The 21579-nt window shown below is 65.7% G+C and carries 16 protein-coding genes; 8 read left to right on the top strand and 8 right to left on the bottom strand.

From position 1 onward, the window contains the following. The first annotated feature begins 129 nt into the window (after positions 1-129). Complete coding sequence (locus tag AC56KZ_RS02450) at positions 130-1119, top strand: response regulator (RefSeq protein ID WP_497160541.1); 990 nt, start codon at positions 130-132, stop codon at positions 1117-1119. Positions 1120-1255: 136 nt separating this feature from the next. Here the strand turns inward: AC56KZ_RS02450 and AC56KZ_RS02455 are convergent, their stop codons facing one another. Next, positions 1256-1705 (bottom strand): hypothetical protein, encoded by a 450-nt coding sequence (locus tag AC56KZ_RS02455; protein ID WP_497160542.1) that lies wholly within the window; start codon positions 1703-1705, stop codon positions 1256-1258. 264 nt (positions 1706-1969) lie between these two features. Here AC56KZ_RS02455 and AC56KZ_RS02460 point away from each other — a divergent pair, with 264 nt between their 5' ends. Beyond that, positions 1970-3595, top strand: a complete 1626-nt coding sequence (locus tag AC56KZ_RS02460) for a response regulator (RefSeq protein ID WP_497160543.1) — start codon at positions 1970-1972, stop codon at positions 3593-3595. 71 nt (positions 3596-3666) lie between these two features. Here AC56KZ_RS02460 and AC56KZ_RS02465 read toward each other — a convergent pair whose 3' ends face one another. Continuing rightward, positions 3667-4137 carry a hemerythrin domain-containing protein gene (locus AC56KZ_RS02465; RefSeq protein ID WP_497160544.1) on the bottom strand — a complete coding sequence of 157 codons (471 nt, stop codon included), beginning with the start codon at positions 4135-4137 and terminating at the stop codon, positions 3667-3669. Between the two features lie 162 nt (positions 4138-4299). Between AC56KZ_RS02465 and AC56KZ_RS02470 the strand changes: the two genes are divergently transcribed. Further along, positions 4300-5019: a sensor histidine kinase gene (locus AC56KZ_RS02470; protein WP_497160545.1), complete on the top strand. Its 720-nt coding sequence runs from the start codon at positions 4300-4302 to the stop codon at positions 5017-5019. A gap of 66 nt (positions 5020-5085) precedes the next feature. Here AC56KZ_RS02470 and AC56KZ_RS02475 read toward each other — a convergent pair whose 3' ends face one another. Next, complete coding sequence (locus AC56KZ_RS02475) at positions 5086-6411, bottom strand: NAD(P)/FAD-dependent oxidoreductase (protein WP_497160546.1); 1326 nt, start codon at positions 6409-6411, stop codon at positions 5086-5088. A 61-nt stretch (positions 6412-6472) separates the two neighbouring features. Next, the gene (locus AC56KZ_RS02480) at positions 6473-6976 is read right to left on the bottom strand and encodes a hypothetical protein (protein ID WP_497160547.1); all 504 of its coding nucleotides are present in this window, start codon (positions 6974-6976) and stop codon (positions 6473-6475) included. Positions 6977-7130: 154 nt separating this feature from the next. On the opposite strand from AC56KZ_RS02480, the gene AC56KZ_RS02485 reads away from it, so the two are divergent. Both AC56KZ_RS02485 and AC56KZ_RS02490 read left to right on the top strand, forming a co-directional pair. Further along, entirely contained in the window at positions 7131-7253 is a 123-nt protein-coding gene (locus AC56KZ_RS02485) for a hypothetical protein (protein WP_497160548.1), read from the top strand. Between the two features lie 79 nt (positions 7254-7332). Continuing rightward, positions 7333-8580: a DEAD/DEAH box helicase gene (locus AC56KZ_RS02490; RefSeq protein ID WP_497160549.1), complete on the top strand. Its 1248-nt coding sequence runs from the start codon at positions 7333-7335 to the stop codon at positions 8578-8580. Between the two features lie 38 nt (positions 8581-8618). On the opposite strand, the gene AC56KZ_RS02495 is transcribed toward AC56KZ_RS02490, so the two are convergent. The 3 genes from AC56KZ_RS02495 to tssF form a co-directional block, all read right to left on the bottom strand. Then, complete coding sequence (locus tag AC56KZ_RS02495) at positions 8619-11252, bottom strand: bifunctional acetate--CoA ligase family protein/GNAT family N-acetyltransferase (RefSeq protein ID WP_497160550.1); 2634 nt, start codon at positions 11250-11252, stop codon at positions 8619-8621. A 97-nt stretch (positions 11253-11349) separates the two neighbouring features. Beyond that, positions 11350-12471 carry a type VI secretion system baseplate subunit TssG gene (gene tssG, locus AC56KZ_RS02500; RefSeq protein ID WP_497160551.1) on the bottom strand — a complete coding sequence of 374 codons (1122 nt, stop codon included), beginning with the start codon at positions 12469-12471 and terminating at the stop codon, positions 11350-11352. Further along, positions 12435-14291 carry a type VI secretion system baseplate subunit TssF gene (gene tssF, locus AC56KZ_RS02505; protein WP_497160552.1) on the bottom strand — a complete coding sequence of 619 codons (1857 nt, stop codon included), beginning with the start codon at positions 14289-14291 and terminating at the stop codon, positions 12435-12437. The genes tssG and tssF overlap by 37 nt, the downstream gene beginning before the upstream one ends. A 238-nt stretch (positions 14292-14529) precedes the next feature. Between tssF and AC56KZ_RS02510 the strand changes: the two genes are divergently transcribed. Both AC56KZ_RS02510 and AC56KZ_RS02515 read left to right on the top strand, forming a co-directional pair. Then, the gene (locus AC56KZ_RS02510) at positions 14530-17220 is read left to right on the top strand and encodes a PAS domain S-box protein (protein ID WP_497160553.1); all 2691 of its coding nucleotides are present in this window, start codon (positions 14530-14532) and stop codon (positions 17218-17220) included. 116 nt (positions 17221-17336) lie between these two features. After that, positions 17337-19508: a histidine kinase dimerization/phospho-acceptor domain-containing protein gene (locus AC56KZ_RS02515; protein ID WP_497160554.1), complete on the top strand. Its 2172-nt coding sequence runs from the start codon at positions 17337-17339 to the stop codon at positions 19506-19508. On the opposite strand, the gene AC56KZ_RS02520 is transcribed toward AC56KZ_RS02515, so the two are convergent. Next, the gene (locus AC56KZ_RS02520; RefSeq protein WP_497160555.1) at positions 19505-20803 is read right to left on the bottom strand and encodes a hybrid sensor histidine kinase/response regulator; all 1299 of its coding nucleotides are present in this window, start codon (positions 20801-20803) and stop codon (positions 19505-19507) included. The two genes, AC56KZ_RS02515 and AC56KZ_RS02520, sit on opposite strands and share 4 nt — an antisense overlap. Positions 20804-21116: 313 nt before the next feature. Between AC56KZ_RS02520 and AC56KZ_RS02525 the strand changes: the two genes are divergently transcribed. Beyond that, positions 21117-21494 (top strand): response regulator, encoded by a 378-nt coding sequence (locus tag AC56KZ_RS02525; protein WP_497160556.1) that lies wholly within the window; start codon positions 21117-21119, stop codon positions 21492-21494. Positions 21495-21579 lie beyond the last annotated feature (85 nt).

Here is a 21579-nt window from a genome sequence, read left to right on the forward strand (position 1 = left end):
TTCCTACCATCTGACGCGGCGCTGTCCTACAAGAAATTTTTGACCCTTTGCTAGACTACGTGAAGTGGGAAAGTTGGATTGCTTGAATGAAATTTGTTTCCATCCAGTACCTATTCGACGAGAAGAAGCATGCCGAGCAGACAAGAAATATTAAACGCTAAAATCCTGGTCGTAGACGACTCGCCTGACAATATCGAATTGATGGAAGAGATATTGCGCGAGGAAGGCTACGCCAACGTCAGTTCGACCATGGAGCCCGAGCAAGTCTGCCCGCTGCACCGCGAGCACAACTACGACCTGATCCTGCTCGACCTGCAAATGCCTGGGCTGAATGGCTTCCAGGTTATGAAGAGCTTGAAGGAAATTGAAAAAGGCGGTTACCTGCCCGTGCTGGCCCTGACCGCCCAGCCAAGTTTCAAGATCGCGGCGCTCGAAGCCGGCGCCCGCGACTTCATCAGCAAGCCTTTCGACCTGCTGGAAGTCCACAAACGCATCCACAACATGCTGGAAGTGCGCCTGCTCTATAAGGAACTGGCGCAATACAGCCGCGCCCAGCAGGAACTGGCCCTGCATGACGCCCTCACCGGCCTGCCGAACCGGCGCCTGCTGGAAGACCGCATCGAAACGGCCCTCCAGCACGCCAACCGCAGCCACGCCAAGGCGGCGATCATGTACCTCGACCTGGACGGCTTCAAGGCAATCAACGATACCTATGGCCATGCCTATGGCGACGAAATCCTGAAGATGGTGTCGCAGCGCCTGCTGGCATCGTCGCGCAAGGAAGATACGGTCGCGCGCCTCGGCGGCGACGAATTCATGGTCGTGCTGGGCGATATCCACAGCCTGGCCGACGCCCAGGGGCCGGCCGCCAAGCTGGTCGAAGCCCTGTCCGAGCCCTTCTTCATCAACGACCTGACCCTGCGCCTCTCGACCTCGATTGGCATCAGCATCTATCCGGACGACGCCGAATCGGTCGACGCCCTGATCAGCATCGCTGACTACGCTTTGTATGAAGCCAAACGCGCCGGCAAGAACCGCTTCTGCTCGACCGCGGGTTCGCGCGCCGTAGCGGTCAAGCCGGTGGCCAAGCCAGCGGAAGAGCTGGTGCCGCACCGCTGATCGGACGGGGGCCTGTCCATGGACGACGCCCCTGCGCGATTGTCTTGGGGTGGCCCGGCCCACACTACAAATGCAAGAGCCCTGTGACCCGCATTGAATGCAGGCACAGGGCCGTTTTCACGCCATTCCCGACTATTTACGCCGAACCAACATCCTTCGGCTCGCTATCCTTGGTGCCGACGTTGTTCTGTCCGCACGCCGCCTGGTTGTGCGCGGCGATGGCGCCGGCGTTCTGGTGGTCGCGTGCGGCCTCGACCTTGTCCGGCGCCACTTCAATGCGGGTGATGCCGGAATCGACCGAAATCGGGTCGCTCGCGGGGAAGGTCATTTCCACCGCTTCGTCGAGCAAGGTTTCCTTTGGACCGTGGCCCGATGGATGCTCGACACTCGCCATCATCTCGATCGCCACCGCATGGGTGATGAACTTGAGCTGGGAGAGCTGGCGGATCGTGGTAACGCCGAAACCTTCCTCCAGCGCGCGCGCCTCTTTTTCGCCAATGCCCCTCAGGGCCGTCAGTGGGCTATCCACCAACTCGCGCAGCGACTTCCCGTGGAACTGTTCGTTAACAATTTCGTTGATATTCATTTTTATCCTCTTAAGTGAGCGGCCTGTCCTCCATCATTGACACAATGGAACCGGACACAGTTCCACTATCGCATAGGGCATGAGGGGCGTATGTGCGGTGTCGAACACGCCAAACAACAGCTCGCCCGATTGCTCGAAGACATTAGAAATTGCCATGGTAGAATTTGCGGCACCAAAGTTCGTCTTTACTTTGGAAAACAAGGGCCTGTCTGCTATCCTTTTGATCCGGCAGAAACCAGCCATCCCGACGAACGCAGGAACGACGTGTCCACTACCGACAAACCCAAGATTCTAGTCGTCAACGACGATGCAGCCAGCCTGTTGGCCCTCTCGAGCCTGCTCGACCAATGGGCGAACGAGACCGGCTATGAGGTGATGACTGCACGCTCGGGCCAGGAAGCGCTGCGCCAGGTGCTGTTGCACGACTTCGCTGTGATCATCCTCGACGTCAACATGCCCGGCATGGACGGCTTCGAGACGGCCGAGGCGATCCACCAGCGCGCCCGCTCCGCCGACATCCCGATCATCTTCGTCACCGCCTTCCTGGCCGACGAGATCGACCGCCTGAAGGCTTACCAGCGCGGCGCGGCCGACTTCCTGTTCACCCCGGTGATTCCGCAAATCCTGCACGCCAAGGTATCGGTCTTCGTGGCCCTGGCCAACAAGAACGAGCAACTGCGCCGCCAGGCCGACAAGCTGTCGCAGCGCACGCTCGAACTGACGGCCACCAACGAGCGCCTGATGAGCGAGATCGAGGAGCGCCAGGCCGCCGAGCGCAAGAGCCACGCCAAGGACGAGTTCCTGGCCATGCTCGGCCACGAGCTGCGCAATCCGCTGTCGGCCATTTCCAGCGCCGCCGCGCTGATCGACATGCCGGGTGCGCCGGCCGAGATGGGTTCCAGGGCGCGCCAGATCATCCAGCGCCAGAGCCAGCACCTGTCGCGCATCGTCGACGACCTGCTCGACCTGTCGCGTGCGATGTCGGGCAAGATTCTGCTGTCCCGTAAACCGGTCGACCTGGCCAGCCTGGTCGGCGCCTGCCTCGATACCTTCCGCGCCACCGGCCGCACCGGCGGCTACCGCATCAATGTCGACCTCGAGCAGAACTGGGTGGACGGCGACCCGACGCGCCTGGAACAGATCGCGACCAACCTGATCGACAATGCGATCAAGTACACGCCGGCCGGCGGCACGATCGACATCACGATCGGGCTCGATGGCGACGAAGTCCTGCTCACCGTGCGCGACACCGGCGTCGGCATCTCGGCCGACCTCTTGCCGCACGTGTTCGACGTGTTCGTGCAGGGCGCCATCAGCCTCGACCGCGCCCAGGGCGGCCTCGGCATCGGCCTGTCGCTGGTGCGGCGCCTGGTGGAACTGCACGGCGGCACCGTCAACGTGACCAGCGGCGGCGCCAGCGAGGGCAGCGCCTTCAGCATCCGGCTGCCGCGCGCGCAGGCGCCGCAACTCGAAGCGCCAAGCGTCGAGCGGTTCGAGGAGTCGGGCGCAAGGCCGGCCGTGCTCCTGATCGAGGACAACGAGGACGGCCGCGAAATGATGGCGACCATGCTGGAAGTCTATGGCTACCCGGTGCTGCAGTCGGGCGATGGCCTCGACGGCGTGGCCCTGGCCACCAGCCACCTGCCGACGGTGGCCCTGGTCGACATCGGCCTGCCGGGCATCGACGGTTACGAAGTCGCGCGCCGCCTGCGCGCCAACGCCGCCACCGGCGCCATGCGCCTGATCGCGCTGACCGGTTACGGCCTGGCCGAAGACCAGCGCCGGGTGCTGGAAGCGGGTTTCGACATGCATTTGGTGAAACCGGTGGACATTACCCAGCTTCTCGGCGCGCTGGGCGAACCGGCGGCCGTGCCAAGCACCGCGGCCTGAATCTCGCTGCCACATGAAAAAGGCCGCACGGCGCATGATGCGCCGTGCGGCCTTTCTTTATTCAATGAAGCTTACTGCGACGCTTCGATTTCCTTCTGGCGCGCCTGCATTTCCGCGCCGAGGGCGGCCAGGTCGAGACCCAGCTCGCGCGTCTTCGGGAACATCTCTTCTTCTTCTTCCTCGACGTGGTGCTCGACCAGTTCCGACAGCACTTTCACCTTGGCGTCGTACAGGTCATCGCCCGGATCCATTTCCATGATCTGCGCGATCAGGTCCTTGGCCGAGGCGTGCTCGACGACGGCTTCGTCGACCATGTCTTCGTCTTCCTTGTCCGAGCTGGCCTCGCGGGTGGCCGGATAGAAGATTTCTTCCTCGATCGTGGTGTGCATGATCAGCGCGTTGCAGATTTCGTCGGCCAGCTTTTTCTTGCTGACGGTGGCGCGGTCGGTCATGTTTTCGAAACGCTCGAACATGGCTTCGACTTCGCGGTGCTGCTTTTCGAGCAATGCAATGGCGTCGATCTTGGCGGCGGTATTTGGCATGGGAACTCCCTCAAAGTTTACAATTTTAATAAGACATCCAGGGCTCCAGCATCGCCGCAAACCTGCCCGTCTACTGTTCGGGAACGCACGTTGGGACGCCTGTGTGCGCACTTCGGCGCCCAAGCTGTTGTATGATTTGGGAAACTTTCATCCGAGCCCACAATGAGCGCACCAGAACCGCAGCACCACCAACCGGAACTGGAACAGCTGGTTGCCGAACGCACCGCCGAGCTGACCGAGCTCGTCGCCCACCTGCAACGCTGCTGGGACGACGACCGGCGCCTGCTGGCGCGCCAGCTGCACGACACCCTGGGCTCGTCGATGACCGCCCTGACGATGCACCTGGGCCTGCTGTCGAAAGGGCTGAGCGACGCCAAGTCGCTCGACCGTGCAGCCCAGATGAAGAACCTGCTGAACGGCATCATCGAGACCAACCGCAAAGTGCAGTTGACGCTCTGGAACGACAAACTCGAATTCCTGGGCATCAAGGCGGCGCTGTCCGAACTGGTCACCGAATTCAGCCAGGAGCACGGGATCGAAGCGAGCGCCAGCCTGCCGGACGACGACGACGCCTATTCGCGGGTCCAGAACGTGGCCCTGCTGCGCTGCGCCGAGGAAGGCTTGCAGAATGCACTCAAGCATGCCGGCGCCAACAAGGTGGAAGTGATCCTCGACGACGATGGCGAGCAGCTGATGCTGACCGTGCGCGACAACGGCGCCGGCACCCCGCATCCCCATGCGCTGTCGCTGCGCTGCCACGGCCTGCGCCTGCTGCGCGAACGCGCGCGCGACCTCGGCGGCTCGCTCAACTTCGCGCCGGGCGCCAATGGCGGCATGGTGCTGACGATGACGCTGCCGCGCAACGCTGGCAGCGACGCGTAGGGTGGGCGGCTACGCCGCTCACGCGTTCAGCAGACGCCGGATCGCTCGTGAAGAAGTAGTAGTTATCTAATGCAGCTTGACCAGCGGCGTCGTCCGCCGGATCAGGAAGCGCGCCAGCGCCAGCACCCCGGTACGAACCGATCCGAGCACGGCCTGGTGATGCATCAGGTGCAGGCTGGTGTACATCAGGCGCCCGATCATGCCTTCGACAAACCAGCTGGCCCCCTTCAGTGAACCCATCAGGCTGCCGACGCTGGTGGTCTTGCCCAGCGAAACGAGCGAACCGTAATCCTTGTAGACATAGGGCTTGCCGGACGGCGCCTTGCCCGCGGTGCGGCGCAGGAAGCCTTTAAGCAGGAAATCGGCCTGCTGGTGCGCCGCCTGGGCGCGCGGCGGCACCGGCTGGCCCGAACCGTCGATGCAGGCCGCGCAGTCGCCCAGCGCATACACGTCCGCCACGCCGGGCACGCGCAGGTGGGCGTCGACGTCGATCTGGCCGCCCTTGTTGGTCGGCAGTCCCAGGGTGCCGAGGAATTCCGGCGCGCGGATGCCGGCCGCCCAGACGCACATGCTTGCCGGGTAGACGTTGCCCTTGTTATCCAGGACACGGTCCGCCTCGATTTGCGTGACGCGGCAGTCGGTGACGACCCGGATGCCGCGCTCGTCGAGGAGCTTGAGCGCGGCGCTGGACACCCGTTCGGGCAGCGGCGCCAGGATGCGCGGCGCGCCTTCGAGCAGCGTGATGCGCACGTCGCGCTTGACCTGCAGGCGCGAAAAACCGTAGGTGGCGTAGACACCCGAAGCTTCACGCAGCTCGGCCGCCAGTTCGACGCCGGTGGCGCCGCCGCCAATGATGACCACGTCCAGCGCGGCATTCGCGTCGGCGCCTTCGGCCCTGGCCTGCTCGGCGGTGGCCATCAGGCGCAGCAGGCGCAGGCGAAAGCGCTCGGCGTCTTCAGTGACGTTCAGGGAAATGGTGTTTTCGCGTGCGCCCGGCACGCCGAAATAGTTAGCGGTGCTGCCCACTGCAATGACGAGCGAGGTGTAAGCGATGCGCCGCTCGTGCAGCACGTCTTCGCCGTCGGAAGCGCGCACCGCGCCGACCGTCAGCTGGCGCGCGCCGGCGTCGAGCGCCGTCATCGGGCCGTAGACGAATGTAAAGCCGTTGTCGTGGGCCAGCATCTGGTAGGACAGGCCCTCCTGGTGGATGTCGAGGGTGCCGGCCGCGACTTCGTGCAGCGAGGGTTTCCAGATATGGTAAAGCCGGGAGTCGACCAGCATCACCTTCGAGGGCCCGAGCTTGCGCCCGAGTTTGCAGGCCAGCTCCAGGCCGCCTGCCCCGCCACCAACGATCACGAATTCGCTCTGCAAACCTGCCTCCCGGGTTGTCATTGGCTACCTGACAAGTGTACACCCGGAGCAAGTTCGGCGTTGGCAAACCGGCATTTACCGGTCAGTGACCCTTGTCGTGGCCCTTGCCGCCGCCATGCTTGTCGTGCTTGCGATCGTGCTTGGCTTCGTGCTTGTCGCGCTTATCGTGCTTATCGTGCTTGCCATGGCCGTCGTCGCGATAGACCTCGCGATACTCGACCTGCTGGCGCTCGGCGCGGTAGCCGTCGTGACGGTCGCGGTAACGCGGCGCATAGGTATTCGTATACCAGTCGTCGCGCACGAACATGACCGGACGCGAGCAGGCGTTGTAACGGCCGCAGTGTTTCGACCAGTTCTTGCGATGGCCGGGCGGTACGCGCAGGTAGACTGGCTCGGCCCGGTAGCGTGCTTCGCGCACGATGATCGGTTGGGCGTACAGCACCGGCGGCGGGCCGAAATCGCCAATGTCGATGCGGCCGTAGAAGCCGGGCTGGCCGATGTTGATGCTGACGTTCTGCGCCGCGGCCGGCACAAGCGCCGACAGCAGGGCGACGCCGGCTGCAAGGGATGCGATCAGGGATTTCATGGAAGGTCCTCTCATTGTGATGATGCAGGGACTTTAACAGTGACTGGGCGAAAACTTTGTTCGCTGCGACACACAGTTACAACTTATTCATGGGCGCTGGCGTGCGCCCTCGCTTTCCGCATTCGCTATCATGGACACAAAAGGAGGGATCGCCATGTCTACCCTGCGCTGGAGCATCGTCGCCCTTGCCTGCCTGCTGGCGAGCGGCTGCAAGGATCGCCAGGAACCGGTCAAGCCGATCGCCCCGACACCTGTCCTCATCTTCATCGATTACTGAGGACCGCATGGCCAGGCGGGCGGCCTGGAGCGCGGCACGTTAAACTGTCGCCTGTTTCCAACTGCCCCGAAGGTAAGCCATGTCGTTCCAATCGCTCGGTCTCATCGACCAGCTCGTCCGCACCCTCGAGACGCTCGCCTACACGCAACCGACCCCGGTCCAGTCGCAGGCGATTCCCGCAGTGCTGGCCGGGCGCGACGTCATGGCCGCGGCTCAGACCGGCACCGGCAAGACCGCCGGCTTCGCCCTGCCCCTGCTGCAGCGGCTCGCCATGGAAGGCGGCCAGGCGGCGCCGAATTCGGCGCGGGCGCTGGTGCTGGTGCCCACGCGCGAGCTGGCCGAACAGGTGCATGCCAGTTTCAAGGCCTATGGCCTCGGGCTGCCGCTGCGCACCATGGTGGCTTACGGCGGCGTCAGCATCAATCCGCAGATGATGCGCCTGCGCAAGGGCGTCGACCTGCTGGTGGCCACGCCGGGGCGCCTGCTCGACCTGCAGCGCCAGAACGCCTTGAAACTGAACGGCGTCCAGATGCTGGTGCTCGACGAAGCGGACCGCATGCTCGACCTCGGTTTTTCGCGCGAACTCGACCAGGTCTTCGCGGCGCTGCCGAAGCTGCGCCAGACGCTGTTGTTCTCGGCCACGTTTTCCGAACCGATCCGGACGCTGGCCGCCAAGCTGCTGCGCGACCCGGTCAGCATCGAAACCGCGCCACGCAACACGACGGTAAAAGCGATCCGCCAGTGGGCGGTTCCGGTCGACAAAAAGCGCAAACCCGAACTCTTCATGCACCTGCTCAAAAAACATGGCTGGGGCCAGGTGCTGGCGTTTGTGAAGACGCGCCGCGGCGTGGACGAACTGGTCGAACTGCTGCTGGCGAAGGGCATCGACGCCGATTCGATCCATGGCGACAAGCCGCAGCCGGCGCGCCTGCGCGCACTCGACCGCTTCAAGGCGGGCGAGGTGAAAGTGCTGGTGGCAACCGACGTCGCCGCGCGCGGCCTCGATATCGACGATTTGCCGGTGGTGGTGAACGTCGACCTGCCGATCGTGGCCGAAGATTACGTGCACCGCACCGGCCGCACCGGCCGCGCCGGCGCCTCCGGGGACGCGGTCTCGCTGCTCTGCGCCGACGAAGTGCAGCAACTGGCCGCGATCGAACTGCTGACCGGGCAGGTGCTGGAGCGCATCGTCGAGGCCGGCTTCGATCCCGACCACCGCGTGCCGGAAACGGGGATGGGCGGCCAGGTCGTCAAGAAGCCCAAGAAGCCGAAAAAGCCGAAGGGCGAGGCCAAGGTGGTGACGGAGGATGTGCGTTTCCGGCGCTGAAATATTATTTCACCTGCAGCCTTCCATGAAATTTTATTTCAGTCCAGCGTCAAGCGGAATGTGCGCACGCCCTCTTCCCCCGCCGGGAATACCTCGAAGCCCAGCTTCTTCACCAGTCCGATGATGCGGTTGTTTTGCGGCAGCGCCTCGCCGACGATTTCGCGCGTGCCGCGCGAACGGCAATAAGCGATCAGTTTCTCTATCATCAGCCTGCCCAGGCCAAGACCCTTGAGGTCGGAGCGCACCGTGACCGCGAACTCGGCGCTGATGTTGTCCGGGTCGGCGACCACGCGCCCGACGGCCAGCGTTTCCGGCGCACCGTCCGGTCCCGGCCGGGTGGCGATGAAGGCCATTTCGCGGTCGTAGTCGATCTGGGTGAAACGGGCCAGTTGCGAGGGCTGCAGTTCGCGCACGCGCACGAACATGCGGTAGCGCACGTCGTCCGGCGTCAGCGCGTCGAAAAATTTCAGATGCGCCGGGCCGTCTTCCGGCCGCACCGGGCGCAGCAGCAAGGGAGCGCCCTGCCAGGCGATGGTTTCTTCCAGCTCGCGCGGATAGGGACGGATCGCCAAGCGGTCGAGCGTGCTGCCGGAACGGTCGGCCAGGGCCAGGCGCATGCGCGCGTCCAGCACCAGCGCGCCGCTGGCGTCGGCCAGTAGCGGGTTGATGTCGAGCTCGACGATTTCCGGAATGTCGCACACCAGGCGCGAGACCTGCACCAGGGTCGCCAGGATCGCGTCCATGTCGGCCGGCGGATGGTTGCGGTAGCCGGCCAGCAGGCGCGCGACGCGGGTGCGCCCGACCATGTCGCGCGCCAGCACGAGGTTCAGCGGCGGCAAGGCCAGCGCATGGTCGTTCGCCACCGCCACCGCCATGCCGCCCTGGCCGAACACGATCACCGGGCCGAACACCGGGTCGGTCGCCGCGCCCAGGATCAGTTCGTGGGCATCGAGCCGGCGCGCCATCGCCTGGACCGAAAAGCCCTCGAAGCGGGCGTCTGGACGTAATTCGCTGAAGCGCTTGCGTACGCGCTCGGCCGCCGAGCGCACGGCGCGCTCCGAGTCCAGATCGAGCGCCACGCCGCCGACATCGGACTTGTGCATCACATCGGGCGAGACGATCTTTACCGCCACCGGAAAGCCGATGTTGCGGGCCGCGACGACGGCCTCCTCGACCGTGGCGGCGCCGCGCGTCTCGACGATCGCCATGCCGTAGGCGCGCAGGATCGCTTTCGCCTCGGGATCGGTGAGCAGGTAGCGCCCGGTCGCGAAGGCTTCGCGCACCAGCGCGCGCGCCGTGCCGCGCCCGCCCGCGCCGATGCTCGAGACCGAAGGCGGCACCTGCATGAGGAGGTGCTGGTTCTGGCGGTAGTGGACGATTTGCAGGAAGCCGGCGACCGCGTCTTCGGGGGTATCGAAAGTCGGCATGCCGGCGTTCGAGGCGGTCTCGCGCGCCGCTGCCAGCGAATCCCCGCCCAGCCAGCACGAGAGCACGTTGCGCGACGCGCCGCGCGCAAGCGGCGCGATGGCGGCGGCGACGGCGGCGCTGTCGACGCCGGCGACAGGGGCGTGGATGAGGAGGATCGCATCGAGGCCGGGATCCTGCAGCAGGAGCTCGAGCGTTTCCCGGTAGCGTTCCGGCGCTGCGTCGGCGGCCAGCGTCAGCGGGTTGGCAAGCGCCATGCGTGCCAGCGTGCCGCCGCCCAGCAGCAGCGCGTCGCAGGCCAGCATGGCGGGGCCGGCGCCGTTGGCGAGGATGGCCAGGCGCTCGCCGTGCAGCGCCCTGGCATGCGCCAGCGTTTCGACCGCCGCGAACAGTTGCTCGGTGGTGTCCACGCGCAGCATGCCGGCGCGCCTGATCGCGGCATCGAAGACCGTGTCCATGCTCGCCAGGGCGCCGCTTTCGCTGGCCGCAGCGGGCGCGGCCTCCCTGGTGCGCCCGGCTTTCAGCACCAGGGTCGGTTTGCTGCGCGCCGCCGCCCGCGCCGCCGACATGAACTTGCGCGCGTAGCGCAGCTCCTCGACATACAGCAGGATCGAGCCGGTGGCGCCATCGTTGGCCAGGTAGTCGAGCACGTCGCCGAGGTCGACGTCGGCCGAGTCGCCCAGGGCCACCACATGCGAAAAGCCGATACCGCGCGAACGCGCCCGGTCGAGCACGCCCGTCATCAGGGCGCCGGACTGCGACACGAAGGCGATCCTGCCGGGCAGTGCGCCCCCCTGCGCCAGGCTCGCGTCCAGGCCGATGCCCGGCACCAGCAGGCCGGCGCTGTCCGGACCGAGGATGCGCAGCAGGTAGGGGTGGGCCGCGTCCAGCATCGCCTGCTTGAGTGCGCGTGCGCGCTCCTGCGTCACGCCCGCCGGGTCGCTCCCGAACACGAGCGCCGCGCGCGTACCCTTCTCGCCGAGCTGGCGGATGATCGCCGGCACCGTCTCGAGCGGCGTGCAGATCACGGCCAGGTCCGGCGCAATGGCCAGTTCGGCGACGCTGGCGACGACGTCCAGGCCGTTCAGGACGGTGTACTTCGGGTTCACCGGATGGACCGTGCCGCGAAAGCCGCCGGCTGTGAGCTGGTGCAGCAGCCTCGCCCCGAGGCTGCCGGGGCGCTCCGAGGCGCCGACCAGCGCCACCGAGCGCGGCGCGAACAGGCGGCCGAGGTTGCGGATGCTCATGCAGTCCTCTGTGCAGCAGCGGAACCGGGTTTCAATGGACCTCCATGAGCACACACCTTCCACGCGGCCGCCTCGCGGGCCTTGTCGAAGGATACCCCTACAGCGCATCCCGGCGCGCACCCGACAGGGGCCGCGCCAGCGGGGCCAAGGGCGCCATCGGCATGAGCAGGTAGCGCATGTCGGTGCGGTCGGCGCGCCGGGCAGCCGCTCCCGGCGCCGCACCGGGGTCGATCAGAAAGCCGTCGCGCCCGAGCCTGGCCCCGGGCGCTTGCCTGCCTGCCAGCCGCCCGGCAGCCACATCGCGGCCGCGCAACACCAGCTGCACCTCGAAGCCGACGCCGGGTTCGGCGACCGCCCGCAGGATCGCGTGCAATGTGCGGGCGGCTGGTCCGCCGGGCAGGAAGCGCGCGAAGGCATCGGCGCCGAGCGGACCGATGCGCAACCCGGCGCGCAGGTCGGGCCGCCAGCTGCGCTCGCCCAGCAAGGTGTTTTCGCCGAGCCGGGCGTTCAGGCCCAGCGCCGGCTGTTCGCCAGGCGCGAGCAGGTTCCAGTGGCCGACGGCTTCCTCGATTCGCATGGGCTCGCCGAAATAGCTGGCCAGCAGGCGCTCGAGCACGGCGGCCGACTTCGGGCGCTGCTGCAGCATGCCGGCGAAGTGGGCAAACAGGGCGTCGGGCGGGCCCTGTGTGCCCTGTTTTCCGACTTCGCCGCCGTCCACGCCGGCCAGCGCCGTCAGCCGCGCCAGGCCGGCGCCGGCCGGCCCGGTGCCGGCCTGGGCAAGCCCGGCCAGTTCGATGCGGTTCTTGTGCCAGGCCTCGACATACAGCGCCAGCATGCGCCCGGACAGCAGGTCGAGAAAGGCGCGCGGCGCCTGGTCGTCGCGTTCGAGCTGCCAGGCGGCGATCCGCTCGGTGAAATGCAGAGGCAGCGCGCCGTGCACGCCGAGCAGGCCCATGAAGCCGGGGGTCAGCGCGAAGCCGCCGATACCGGAATCGTCCGCGGGCGTCGGCGCCAGGCCTTCGATCTCCCCCGCCGGAAAGCCCAGGCGCAGGCTGTTCTCGAAACGCAGATGGCTGCGCAGGGCGTGCGCGGGCGCGACTCCCTGCCCTGCCAGCCAGGCCAGCAGGATGCGCACGGCCTGTACGAATTCGAAGTCCTGCGGCGCCGCCAGCAGCCGGTCGATCAGGCGCGCAGTTTCTCGGCCGTGCGGGGCGCGCATGCGAGGATCTCCTCTCCGGACTGCTGCGATACGAGCTCGAGCCGGGTAAAGCAGTTGAGCTGGCTGTTGAGGGCAAAGTAACGGTCCATCACCTGCGCAAAAGCGTACAGGCTGCTGCCCTCGAAAGCTTCCTCGTCGACCGTCATGCGGATGCCCACGCCCGGCATCAGCGACGAGACCGGCCGGGTCTTGAGCCAGGCGCGCACGGTGCCGTGCTCGAGGCCGACGATGCCGGCGATCTGGCGCCGCGAAACGGGTGAGGCCGGCAGGTCGTAGAGCGCGAGCATTTTCTGCAGGTCGCCCAGGGCGGCGGTGGTCAGCCCGGCATAATTCAGGGCCAGGTGCGACACCAGGCGCCAGTGGGCGCCGTGGCCGCCCTGGATGCGCTGCGCCGCGCTCGGGCGGCGCAACAGGCGAAACGACGCCGTCCCCGCCTGCGACTCGGCCACCAGGTCGCCGTCCGGATCGCCGTAGCGCAGCCTGGCCGGGAGGTCGCGGTTGGTGCAGGTCAGTTCGGTCGAGATGGTGGCGCCGGGGGCGTCCAGCGGGCTGAATCCGGGGTCGAGCAGCAGCAGCTTCACTTCGTGCCCGGGGCTGGCCTGGGCCAGGGCCTCGTCGCGCCGCGCGGCCCAGTAATGCTGCGGCAGTGTCGAATGACCGGCATCCTGGCCGGCGCCCCGGCCGACGGCGAACAAGGGCGCGAACTCGGTCACGCTGCGCGCGCCATGCGCTTCGCGTACGACGCATACCCGGTCGACGCTGTGGATCTCGTAGGCGGCCGCATGCGCCGCATCGGCGGCCAGCGGGTACTCGGCGCGGGTGTGCGACAGCGCGATCGGGTCGCCGCCCTTGCGAAACAGGTTGACCACCGGCGTGCAGCCGAGCAGCAGGTTGCGCGCGGACAGAGGCGCCAGCAGGCGCGCCGCGCTCGAATCCGGCGCCACCCGGACCAGGCCCAGGTGCAGCGTGAAGCGCGCGCAGCCCGCCGGCAAGCACTGCGCCGCCGCTTCCAGGTCGAGGTCGATGAAACCGAATTTGTCGGGGTAGGTGAAATATTCGGTCAGCAGGCGAAACGCGGGGTGCGAACGCGCCGGCGCCGGCAGCACCGCTTCCTCGTCGCCGAAGCCGGCCAGGCTCAGGGGTGAAGCCGCCAGCGCGGCCCACTCGCCGCTGCCCTCGGCCTGCACGCAGGCCAGCGCCGGACGCAGCAACAGCGCGTCGATGAGCGCGGCGCGCAGCGATGCCTCGCCATCGACGAAGATGCGCACGCGCGCCAGGCCGCGCCGGCACAGTTCGGAGACCGGGGCAGCTGCCTCGAACCGGATGGCGATGCCGGCCGTGGTGCGCAGCGCGTGCAGCACGCGCGGCACGGCGCTGGCCTGGGAGAAGCCGGCATGCGTGATGCGCAGCTGCCCGGACGCCACAGGGTAGACGGTCCGGAACTGGCACACGGTGCCCTCGACCTGGGCGCTGCGCAGCACCGTGCCGCGCGGGATCATGGCATGTTCCGCGGCGGATGCGCCCTGCCCCGGCGCCACCACCTGGGCGATGGAATACGACGGCATTGGCCGCAGGTAATGGGGATACAGGCTCTCGAGCAGCGACTCGGTGAACTTCGGGTAGTCGTCGTCGAGCCGCTTGTGGATGCGCGCGCTGAGCAGGGCGACCGACTGGATCAGCCGCGCCACGCTCGGGTCGTCGTAGCTGTCGCCGGCGATATGCAGGTCGCTTGCCGGCTTGGGAAAGCGCTCGCGAAACGCCCGTGCGTACTGCCCGAACACGGCCAGCTCTTCTTCGAAATAGCGCAGCATCTCATCCATACGTTCTCCGAAACCGCTCCAAAAATTGCTGAAGACCAAGATGCATGCTGGCATGTCGATTGCGCAGGATATTGATGGGGGCTAAACTATTTTCCGTAAGGAAAAACTTGTGCGCGAGTAGATGTGCTACTGTGCGTTGCCGGGATGCGCAATGCCCCGGAAAATGTTCTACGCGGCTTCGCCGTCCCTTCTTTGAGCCGAGGCTGGCGCTCAGTTTCATCCGCCTCAGGTTCTCCAAATGCCAAAACGCAACACCAAGTCCCTCGACCGCCTGTCTCTGGCCGGCTTGACGGTATCGAGCGCCGCCGCGCTTGTTTTCATCGCGATCGCCGCCCTCGGCGGGTCGACCGGGCTGGTACTCCCCGGCAGCGCCATGCTGTTCATGGCGCTGGCAGTCCTGTTCGGGTTCAGCTTGCGGAGGCACGGCGCCGCCACCCCTGCCCTCGACAGTGCCTTGCCCTTGCTGAAAGCGGGCGCGCTCCAGGACGCGATCTTCAACAGCGCGAATTTCTCCAGCATTGCGACCGATGCCCAGGGCGTCATCCAGATTTTCAACGTCGGCGCCGAGCGCATGCTGGGCTATACGGCGGCGGACGTGGTGGACAGGATCACGCCGGCGGACATCTCGGACCCCCAGGAAGTGATCGCGCGCGCCAGGACCCTGACGGCGGAACTCGACACGCCGATCTCGCCCGGCTTCGAGGCGCTCGTCTTCAAGGCTTCGCGCGGGATCGAGGACATCTATGAACTGACGTATATCCGCAAGGATGGCAGCCGCTTCCCCGCGGTGGTATCGGTCACGGCGCTGCGCGATGCGACGGGAACGATCATCGGCTACCTCCTGATCGGCACCGACAACACCGCGCGCAAGCAAGCCGAGGCGGCGCTGATCCGGGCCGGCGCCCTGCAGCTGGCGATCTTCAACAGCGCGAACTTCTCGAGCATCGCCACCGACGCCCAGGGCGTCATCCAGATTTTCAATGTGGGCGCCGAACGCATGCTCGGCTACGCGGCAACCGACGTCGTCAACAAGATCACCCCGGCCGATATCTCGGACCCCGACGAAGTCATCGAACGCGCCGATTCGCTCAGCATGGAATTCAATGCCTCGATTTCGCCGGGCTTCGAGGCCCTGGTGTTCAAGGCCTCGCGCGAGATCGAGGATATCTACGAACTGACCTATATCCGCCAGGATGGCAGCCGTTTCCCGGCGATCGTGTCGGTGACGGCGCTGCGCGACGCCCAGGACGCCATCATCGGCTACCTGCTGATCGGCACCGACAATACCGCCCGCAAGCAGGTCGAGGAAGAGCAGGAGCTGCTCGACCAGAGCCTGCGCGACCAGCAGTTCTATACGCGCTCGCTGATCGAATCGAACATCGACGCCCTGATGACGACCGATCCACGCGGGATCATCAGCGACGTCAACCACCAGATGGAGTCGCTGACCGGCTGCACCCGCGATGAACTGATCGGCGCACCCTTCAAGGACTATTTCACCGATCCCAAGCGCGCCGAGGCAGGCATCAAGCGCGTCCTGCGCGAAGGCAAAGTCACGAATTACGAACTGACCGTGCTGGCGCGCGACGGCAAGGAAACCGTCGTCTCGTACAACGCCACGACCTTCTATGACCGTGGCCGCAACCTGAAAGGCGTGTTCGCCTCCGCGCGCGACGTCACCGACCGCAAGCAGTTCGAGGACAAACTCCAGGAAAACAACATCGAGCTGGAACTGGCGAAAGGCGCGGCGGAAAAAGCCAACCTGGCCAAATCCGATTTCCTGTCGAGCATGAGCCACGAACTGCGCACGCCGCTGAACGGCGTGCTGGGCTTCGCCCAGCTGATGGAATCGGCGACCCCGCCGCCCTCGCCTTCGCAGCAACGCTCGATCCAGCACATCCTCAAGGGCGGCTGGTACCTGCTACGGCTGATCAACGAGATTCTCGACCTGGCGATGATCGAGTCGGGCAAGGTCACGGTCTCGGCCGAGCCGATGTGCATGGCCGAGGTGCTGCGCGACTGCGGCGTGCTGGTCGGCCCGCAAGCCATCCGCCGTTCGGTCGAGGTCAGGCTGCCCGACTTCGAGGAGGCCTGCTATATCCATGCCGATCTCACGCGCGTCAAGCAGGTCATCATCAACCTGCTGTCGAATGCGATCAAGTACAACCGCCCCGGCGGCACGGTCACTGCGCGTTGCGAGACCCTCGCGGGAGAGCGCGTGCGCCTGTATATCAAGGACACCGGTATCGGCTTGTCGAAAGAGCAGATCGCCCAGCTGTTCCAGCCATTTAACCGGCTCGGCCAGGAGCGCAGCACCGAGGAAGGCACGGGTATCGGGCTGGTCGTGACCAAGCAGCTGGTCGAACTGATGGGCGGCCAGATTGGCGTGGACAGCGCACTTGGCGTCGGTACCGAATTCTGGGTCGAGTTCCCTGCCTCGCAGCGGCCGGAACTGGCCGACATCAGCGACTTGCTTCCCCTCAGGCGTTCTGGAGAGCGCAACGGCTCGGCGCCGGCACAGCGCACTGTCCTGTATGTCGAAGACAATCCGGCGAATCTCGCCCTCGTTGACGAGCTGATTGCGCGGCGCGGCGACCTCCAGCTGCTCAGCGCGGTCGACGCCCACCTCGGCATCAACCTGGCGCGCACCTGCCAGCCCGACCTGATCCTGATGGACATCAATCTGCCCGGCTTGAGCGGCTACGGCGCCTTGAAGATCTTGCGGAGCGATCCCGTCACCGCACGCATCCCGGTCATCGCGCTCTCCGCCAACGCGGTGCCGCGCGACGTGGAACGCGGCATCGAGGCAGGCTTTCTGCGCTACCTGACCAAACCGATCCAGATTGTCGAATTCATGGACGCGCTCGACGTGGCGCTGCATTTCGCCGAAGAGCACGGACTTGGCGAGGACCTCGAGCCGGCCTTGTAGCGGCAAGCCGGCGCGTGAAAAGAATCTGTTTCCGCCCCGGCAGGTGCTAAGATGAATTTCCCCGCAGTCGACTCCCGACGAAGTACGAAAGTCACATTGAAAAACGTTTTCTCCGGATGAACGCTGAACCTACGCTCGACCAACATCCCGTCAATCTTGCCAATTGCGCGGACGAGCCGATTCATGTGCCCGGCACCATCCAGGCGCATGGCGCGATGATGGTGCTGGACGGCGCGGGCATGCTCGAAGCATGGAGCGCCAACGTCCCGGCCCTCCTCGGCATCGAGGTGCGCGCCGGCATGGCGCTGGAGGCGCTCGGGCTGCCTGAAGAGGTCGCATCCATGGTCGCGCAGTGCCTGGCCCTCTCAGGCGGAGAAACATTCCCGCTGGTGATGCCCGTGCATATCGGCGACCGCGATTTCGATTGCGTGAGCCATGCGTATCTCGACCGGGTCATGGTCGAGTTCGAGCTGCGCGATGTGTCCCTCGACACGGTCGGCATGTTCGCCCTGCGGGCCCATGGCGCGCTCGACCGTCTGAAGCGCCAGACCAGCATGTCTTCCCTGTTGCAGATGGCAACCGACCAGGTCAGGGACATCACCGGCTTCGACCGCGTGATGGGCTACCGTTTCGGCCAGGACGGCAGCGGCGACGTCATCGCCGAGTCGCGCATCGCGACGCTCGCGCCCCTGCTGGGAATGCGTTATCCGGCCTCCGACATTCCGGCGCAGGCAAGGCGGCTGTACGTCATGAATACCTTGCGCCTGATTCCCGACCTGAACAGCCAGGCGGTCCCGATCCTGGGCCGCGCGGGCGCCGCCCCGGTCGACATGAGCCACTGCGTGCTGCGCAGCGTGTCGCCCGTGCATATCGAGTACCTGCGCAACATGGGTGTCGGCGCCTCGATGAGCGTCTCGATCATCGTCGACGGCCGCCTGTGGGGCATGATCGCCTGCCATCACCTGCTCCCGCGGCGCGTGCCGTATGCGATCCGCATGACGGCCGACGTGATCGCCCAGGTGCTGGCGGCCACCGTGCAGACGCTGGAAGCACAGCAGCGTGCGGCGGCGATCGAGCGGGCCGCGCGCGTGCGAACCGACCTGATGCAGGTCCTGTTGCGCGACGAGGACGCCTTGCGCGAAGTCGGCCTCCAGGCCGAGGCCATCTGCGCAGCGCTCGATTGCCCGGCGCTGATCGTGACCCAGTCGGGCCGCCACATCGTGCACGGCGATATCGAGGCCGGTACGGCGGCGGCCGTGGTCAGGGCGCATCCCGCGGCCGGCGCAGGCCTGATCGAGCGCCTCGGCATCGAAGACTGGCCCGCGAGCGCGCGCGGGGAGATCGGCCAGTGGCCGGGGATGCTGGCGATCTGTTTTGATCCCGCCACGGATGGCTGGGTCATTGCGATGCGGCCAGAGCAGGTCGTCTCGATCCGCTGGGCCGGAAAACCCGAGAAAATCATCGAGGTAGGTCCACTGGGCGCACGCCTGACGCCACGCGGCTCCTTCGAGGAATGGCTGGAGACCGTGCGCGGCCGGGCCGAGGCATGGTCGCCGACCGTCCTCATGATTGCGCGCGACATGCAGGAGGAACTTCACCGGGCCAGCATTTCGCGCCAGGCCGAAATCGACCTGGCGCGTGCGCGCCTGATGGCGATGCTGGGCCACGACCTGCGTGAACCCCTGAACGCCATCCAGATGGCGGCCTCGCTGCTGCAAAAAGGCGGTCCGGCGGCGCCGATGGGTGTGCGCATCCAGGCCTCCGGCAACCGTATGAGCCGCCTGATCAGCCAGGTGCTGGATGTGAGCAAGATTGAAACGGGGATCGGCTTCGGGCTGCGGATGGGGGCCATCGATCTGGGCCCCGTGCTGCGCGACCTGGTCGACGAGGCGGCGGTCGGCTACCCTGATGTGAACTACCGCTTGAGCGGTATCGGCAGCGCAATCGTCATGGCCGACGCCGATCGGCTGGCCCAGGTGGCGTCGAATTTGCTGAGCAATGCGCGCAGCCACGGACGACGTGCCGAAGCGATCGACATCGTGGTGTCGATCAAGCCGGGATATGCGTCTTTTTCGGTGAGTAACGTCGCCGATCCGCTTGCCGGCTCCGTCGTCCAGACCCTCTTCGCGCCGTTCAAGGCGGCGTCCTTGCACAACCCGCAAAACCGCGGCGGCATGGGGCTGGGACTCTACATCACCGAGCGCATCGTGACGGCCCACAACGGCACCATCGCTTACGCCCACGTCAACGGGCGCGTCGTGTTCACCGTGGCGATCCCGCTGGCTTAGTTGCCTGCTTGCTGGGCGTGCCCGGCAATTGCCGCGAGCACCGAGGACACGTTCACCGGCTTGACCAGGTAGTGATCGAATCCTGCGGCCCTGGCCAGGTCGCGCTTCGCATCTTCGCTGTAGCCGGTCGTGGCGATCATCAGCGGAGCGTTCTGCCCGTGCTGCGCCTTGATGGCGGCGACCACCTCGAGCCCGGTCAGGCCGGGAAGGCCGAGATCGCACAGGACGATATCGAAGCGCTTGCCGAGCGCCAGGCCCAGTCCCTCGGCGCCGTCGAAACTGTTGGTGACCCGGTGGCCCTCGATTTCGAGCAACATGCCCATGATCTCGTTGGCATCCACATTGTCTTCGATGATGAGGATATCGAAGGCGCCGTCCAGAGGCGCGGCCGGTGCCGGCGGGGGAGGCGCCAGGACGGTCCCGAGCGGCAAGCTGATTGTGAAACTGCTGCCCGCGCCGGCCCCGGCACTGAACAGTGCCGTCCTGCCCCCGTGCATGCTGACAATCGTCTTCACCAGCGCCAATCCGATCCCGAGTCCGCCTGACGCGCGTTCGAGGGTGCGCTTGCCTTGCGTGAACAAATCGAAGACATGCGGCTGGAGCTCGTGCGCAATGCCCGCGCCATTGTCGCTGACGCTCACCTCGACCATCGCATCGCGGCGCACCGCGCTGATGGCGATCGCGCCATCCATGTCGGTGAACTGGCTGGCGTTGTTGAGCAAGTTGGTGAATACCTGCACCAGCCTGACCAGGTCGCCGTCGACGACTATCCCGTCGTCCAGCAGGTCGACCGTCAGTCGCTGACGGCGCCGCAGGATGCCTGGATGACTGGCTTCGACCGCCGCGTGGATGATCTCGCCCAGGGATACCGGAGCTAGCTGCAAGACAATTTTCCCGCTCACCGCCCGCGAGGCATCGAGCAGCTCGTCGAGCAGGCGCGACATGTGCGTGATCTGCCGCTCCAGCACCCGATGGGCCTGCGCCACTACTAGATCGGTTTGCGCGGCGTTGGCCAGCAACTGGCTGGCCATCGTCATCGACTGGAGGGGATTGCGCAGCTCGTGGGACAGCATGGCGACGAATTCGGTTTGCGGCGCGTCGTCGGTGCGCGCGGGCGCTATCCCGGGAAGCTCGGCATGCGCCGCCTCGCGCGGGTTTTGGCGGATTTCTTCGAGCAGACCGGCCACTGTGGCACGCAAGCCGATCAATTCGATTTCATCGCGGACATGGCGTTCGTCGGAGGACAGGGGCGGAGGTAATTCCGCTTCCGGGAAAGCGGCAAAATCAGGAGGCATGGCGTAGTCCATTGAATAGTACTTTACGCCCTGCCATCACCTCCAGGTGCGACACGTACGCCAGCTAGCTTGCTGCTTACAGAAGCCCGTACCATACTCCCTATCGAGGGTGAGCGGGGTAAAACAATCGGGACAGGACTCCCCTTGGTCCAGGCTGTGGCCAGAATCGCGCCCTCGACTTCCAGAAACGAAAAAAAGCAGGCTTGCTGTGACTTCCAGGCGTCCAATCCGGCACGGATTGTGTCAAAATAAACTGTCCACGTGACAATTGGCCTGACGGGCAGGCAGGTAAATCAACGAAAGCAGGGCAAGCATGGAATCGTTCGGCAAAAACATTCTTGTAATTGACGATAATTGCGACGCCGCCGACATGACGGCCCAGATGTTGCAGCTCTACGGTTTGAAGACCGAAGTTGCCTATGGGGGAATGGAAGGTCTGGCGCTGGCCCGGTCCAGGCATCCCTATCTGATTTTCCTCGACATCGGCATGCCTGTGATGGACGGCTACCAGGTGGCCGAGGCGATTCGCGCCGATAGCAATCTCGATGGCGTCAGGCTGGTCGCCCTGACGGCATGGGGCGACGAAGCATCCCGGGTAAAAGCGCGCGCTGCCGGCTTCGACGCGCATCTGACCAAGCCTGCGAACATCGGTCAGCTGGTTGAACTGGCAGGCGGTAAATTTTCGGGCTGACTCGTCATGCCCCTGAATGGGGCGCGCGCTTTTATTGGCGCGATGGTTCGTCAGCGAACATCGACCCTTGGGTGAGTTCCGCATA

Source organism: Telluria sp. LT2P34 (assembly GCF_059685915.1).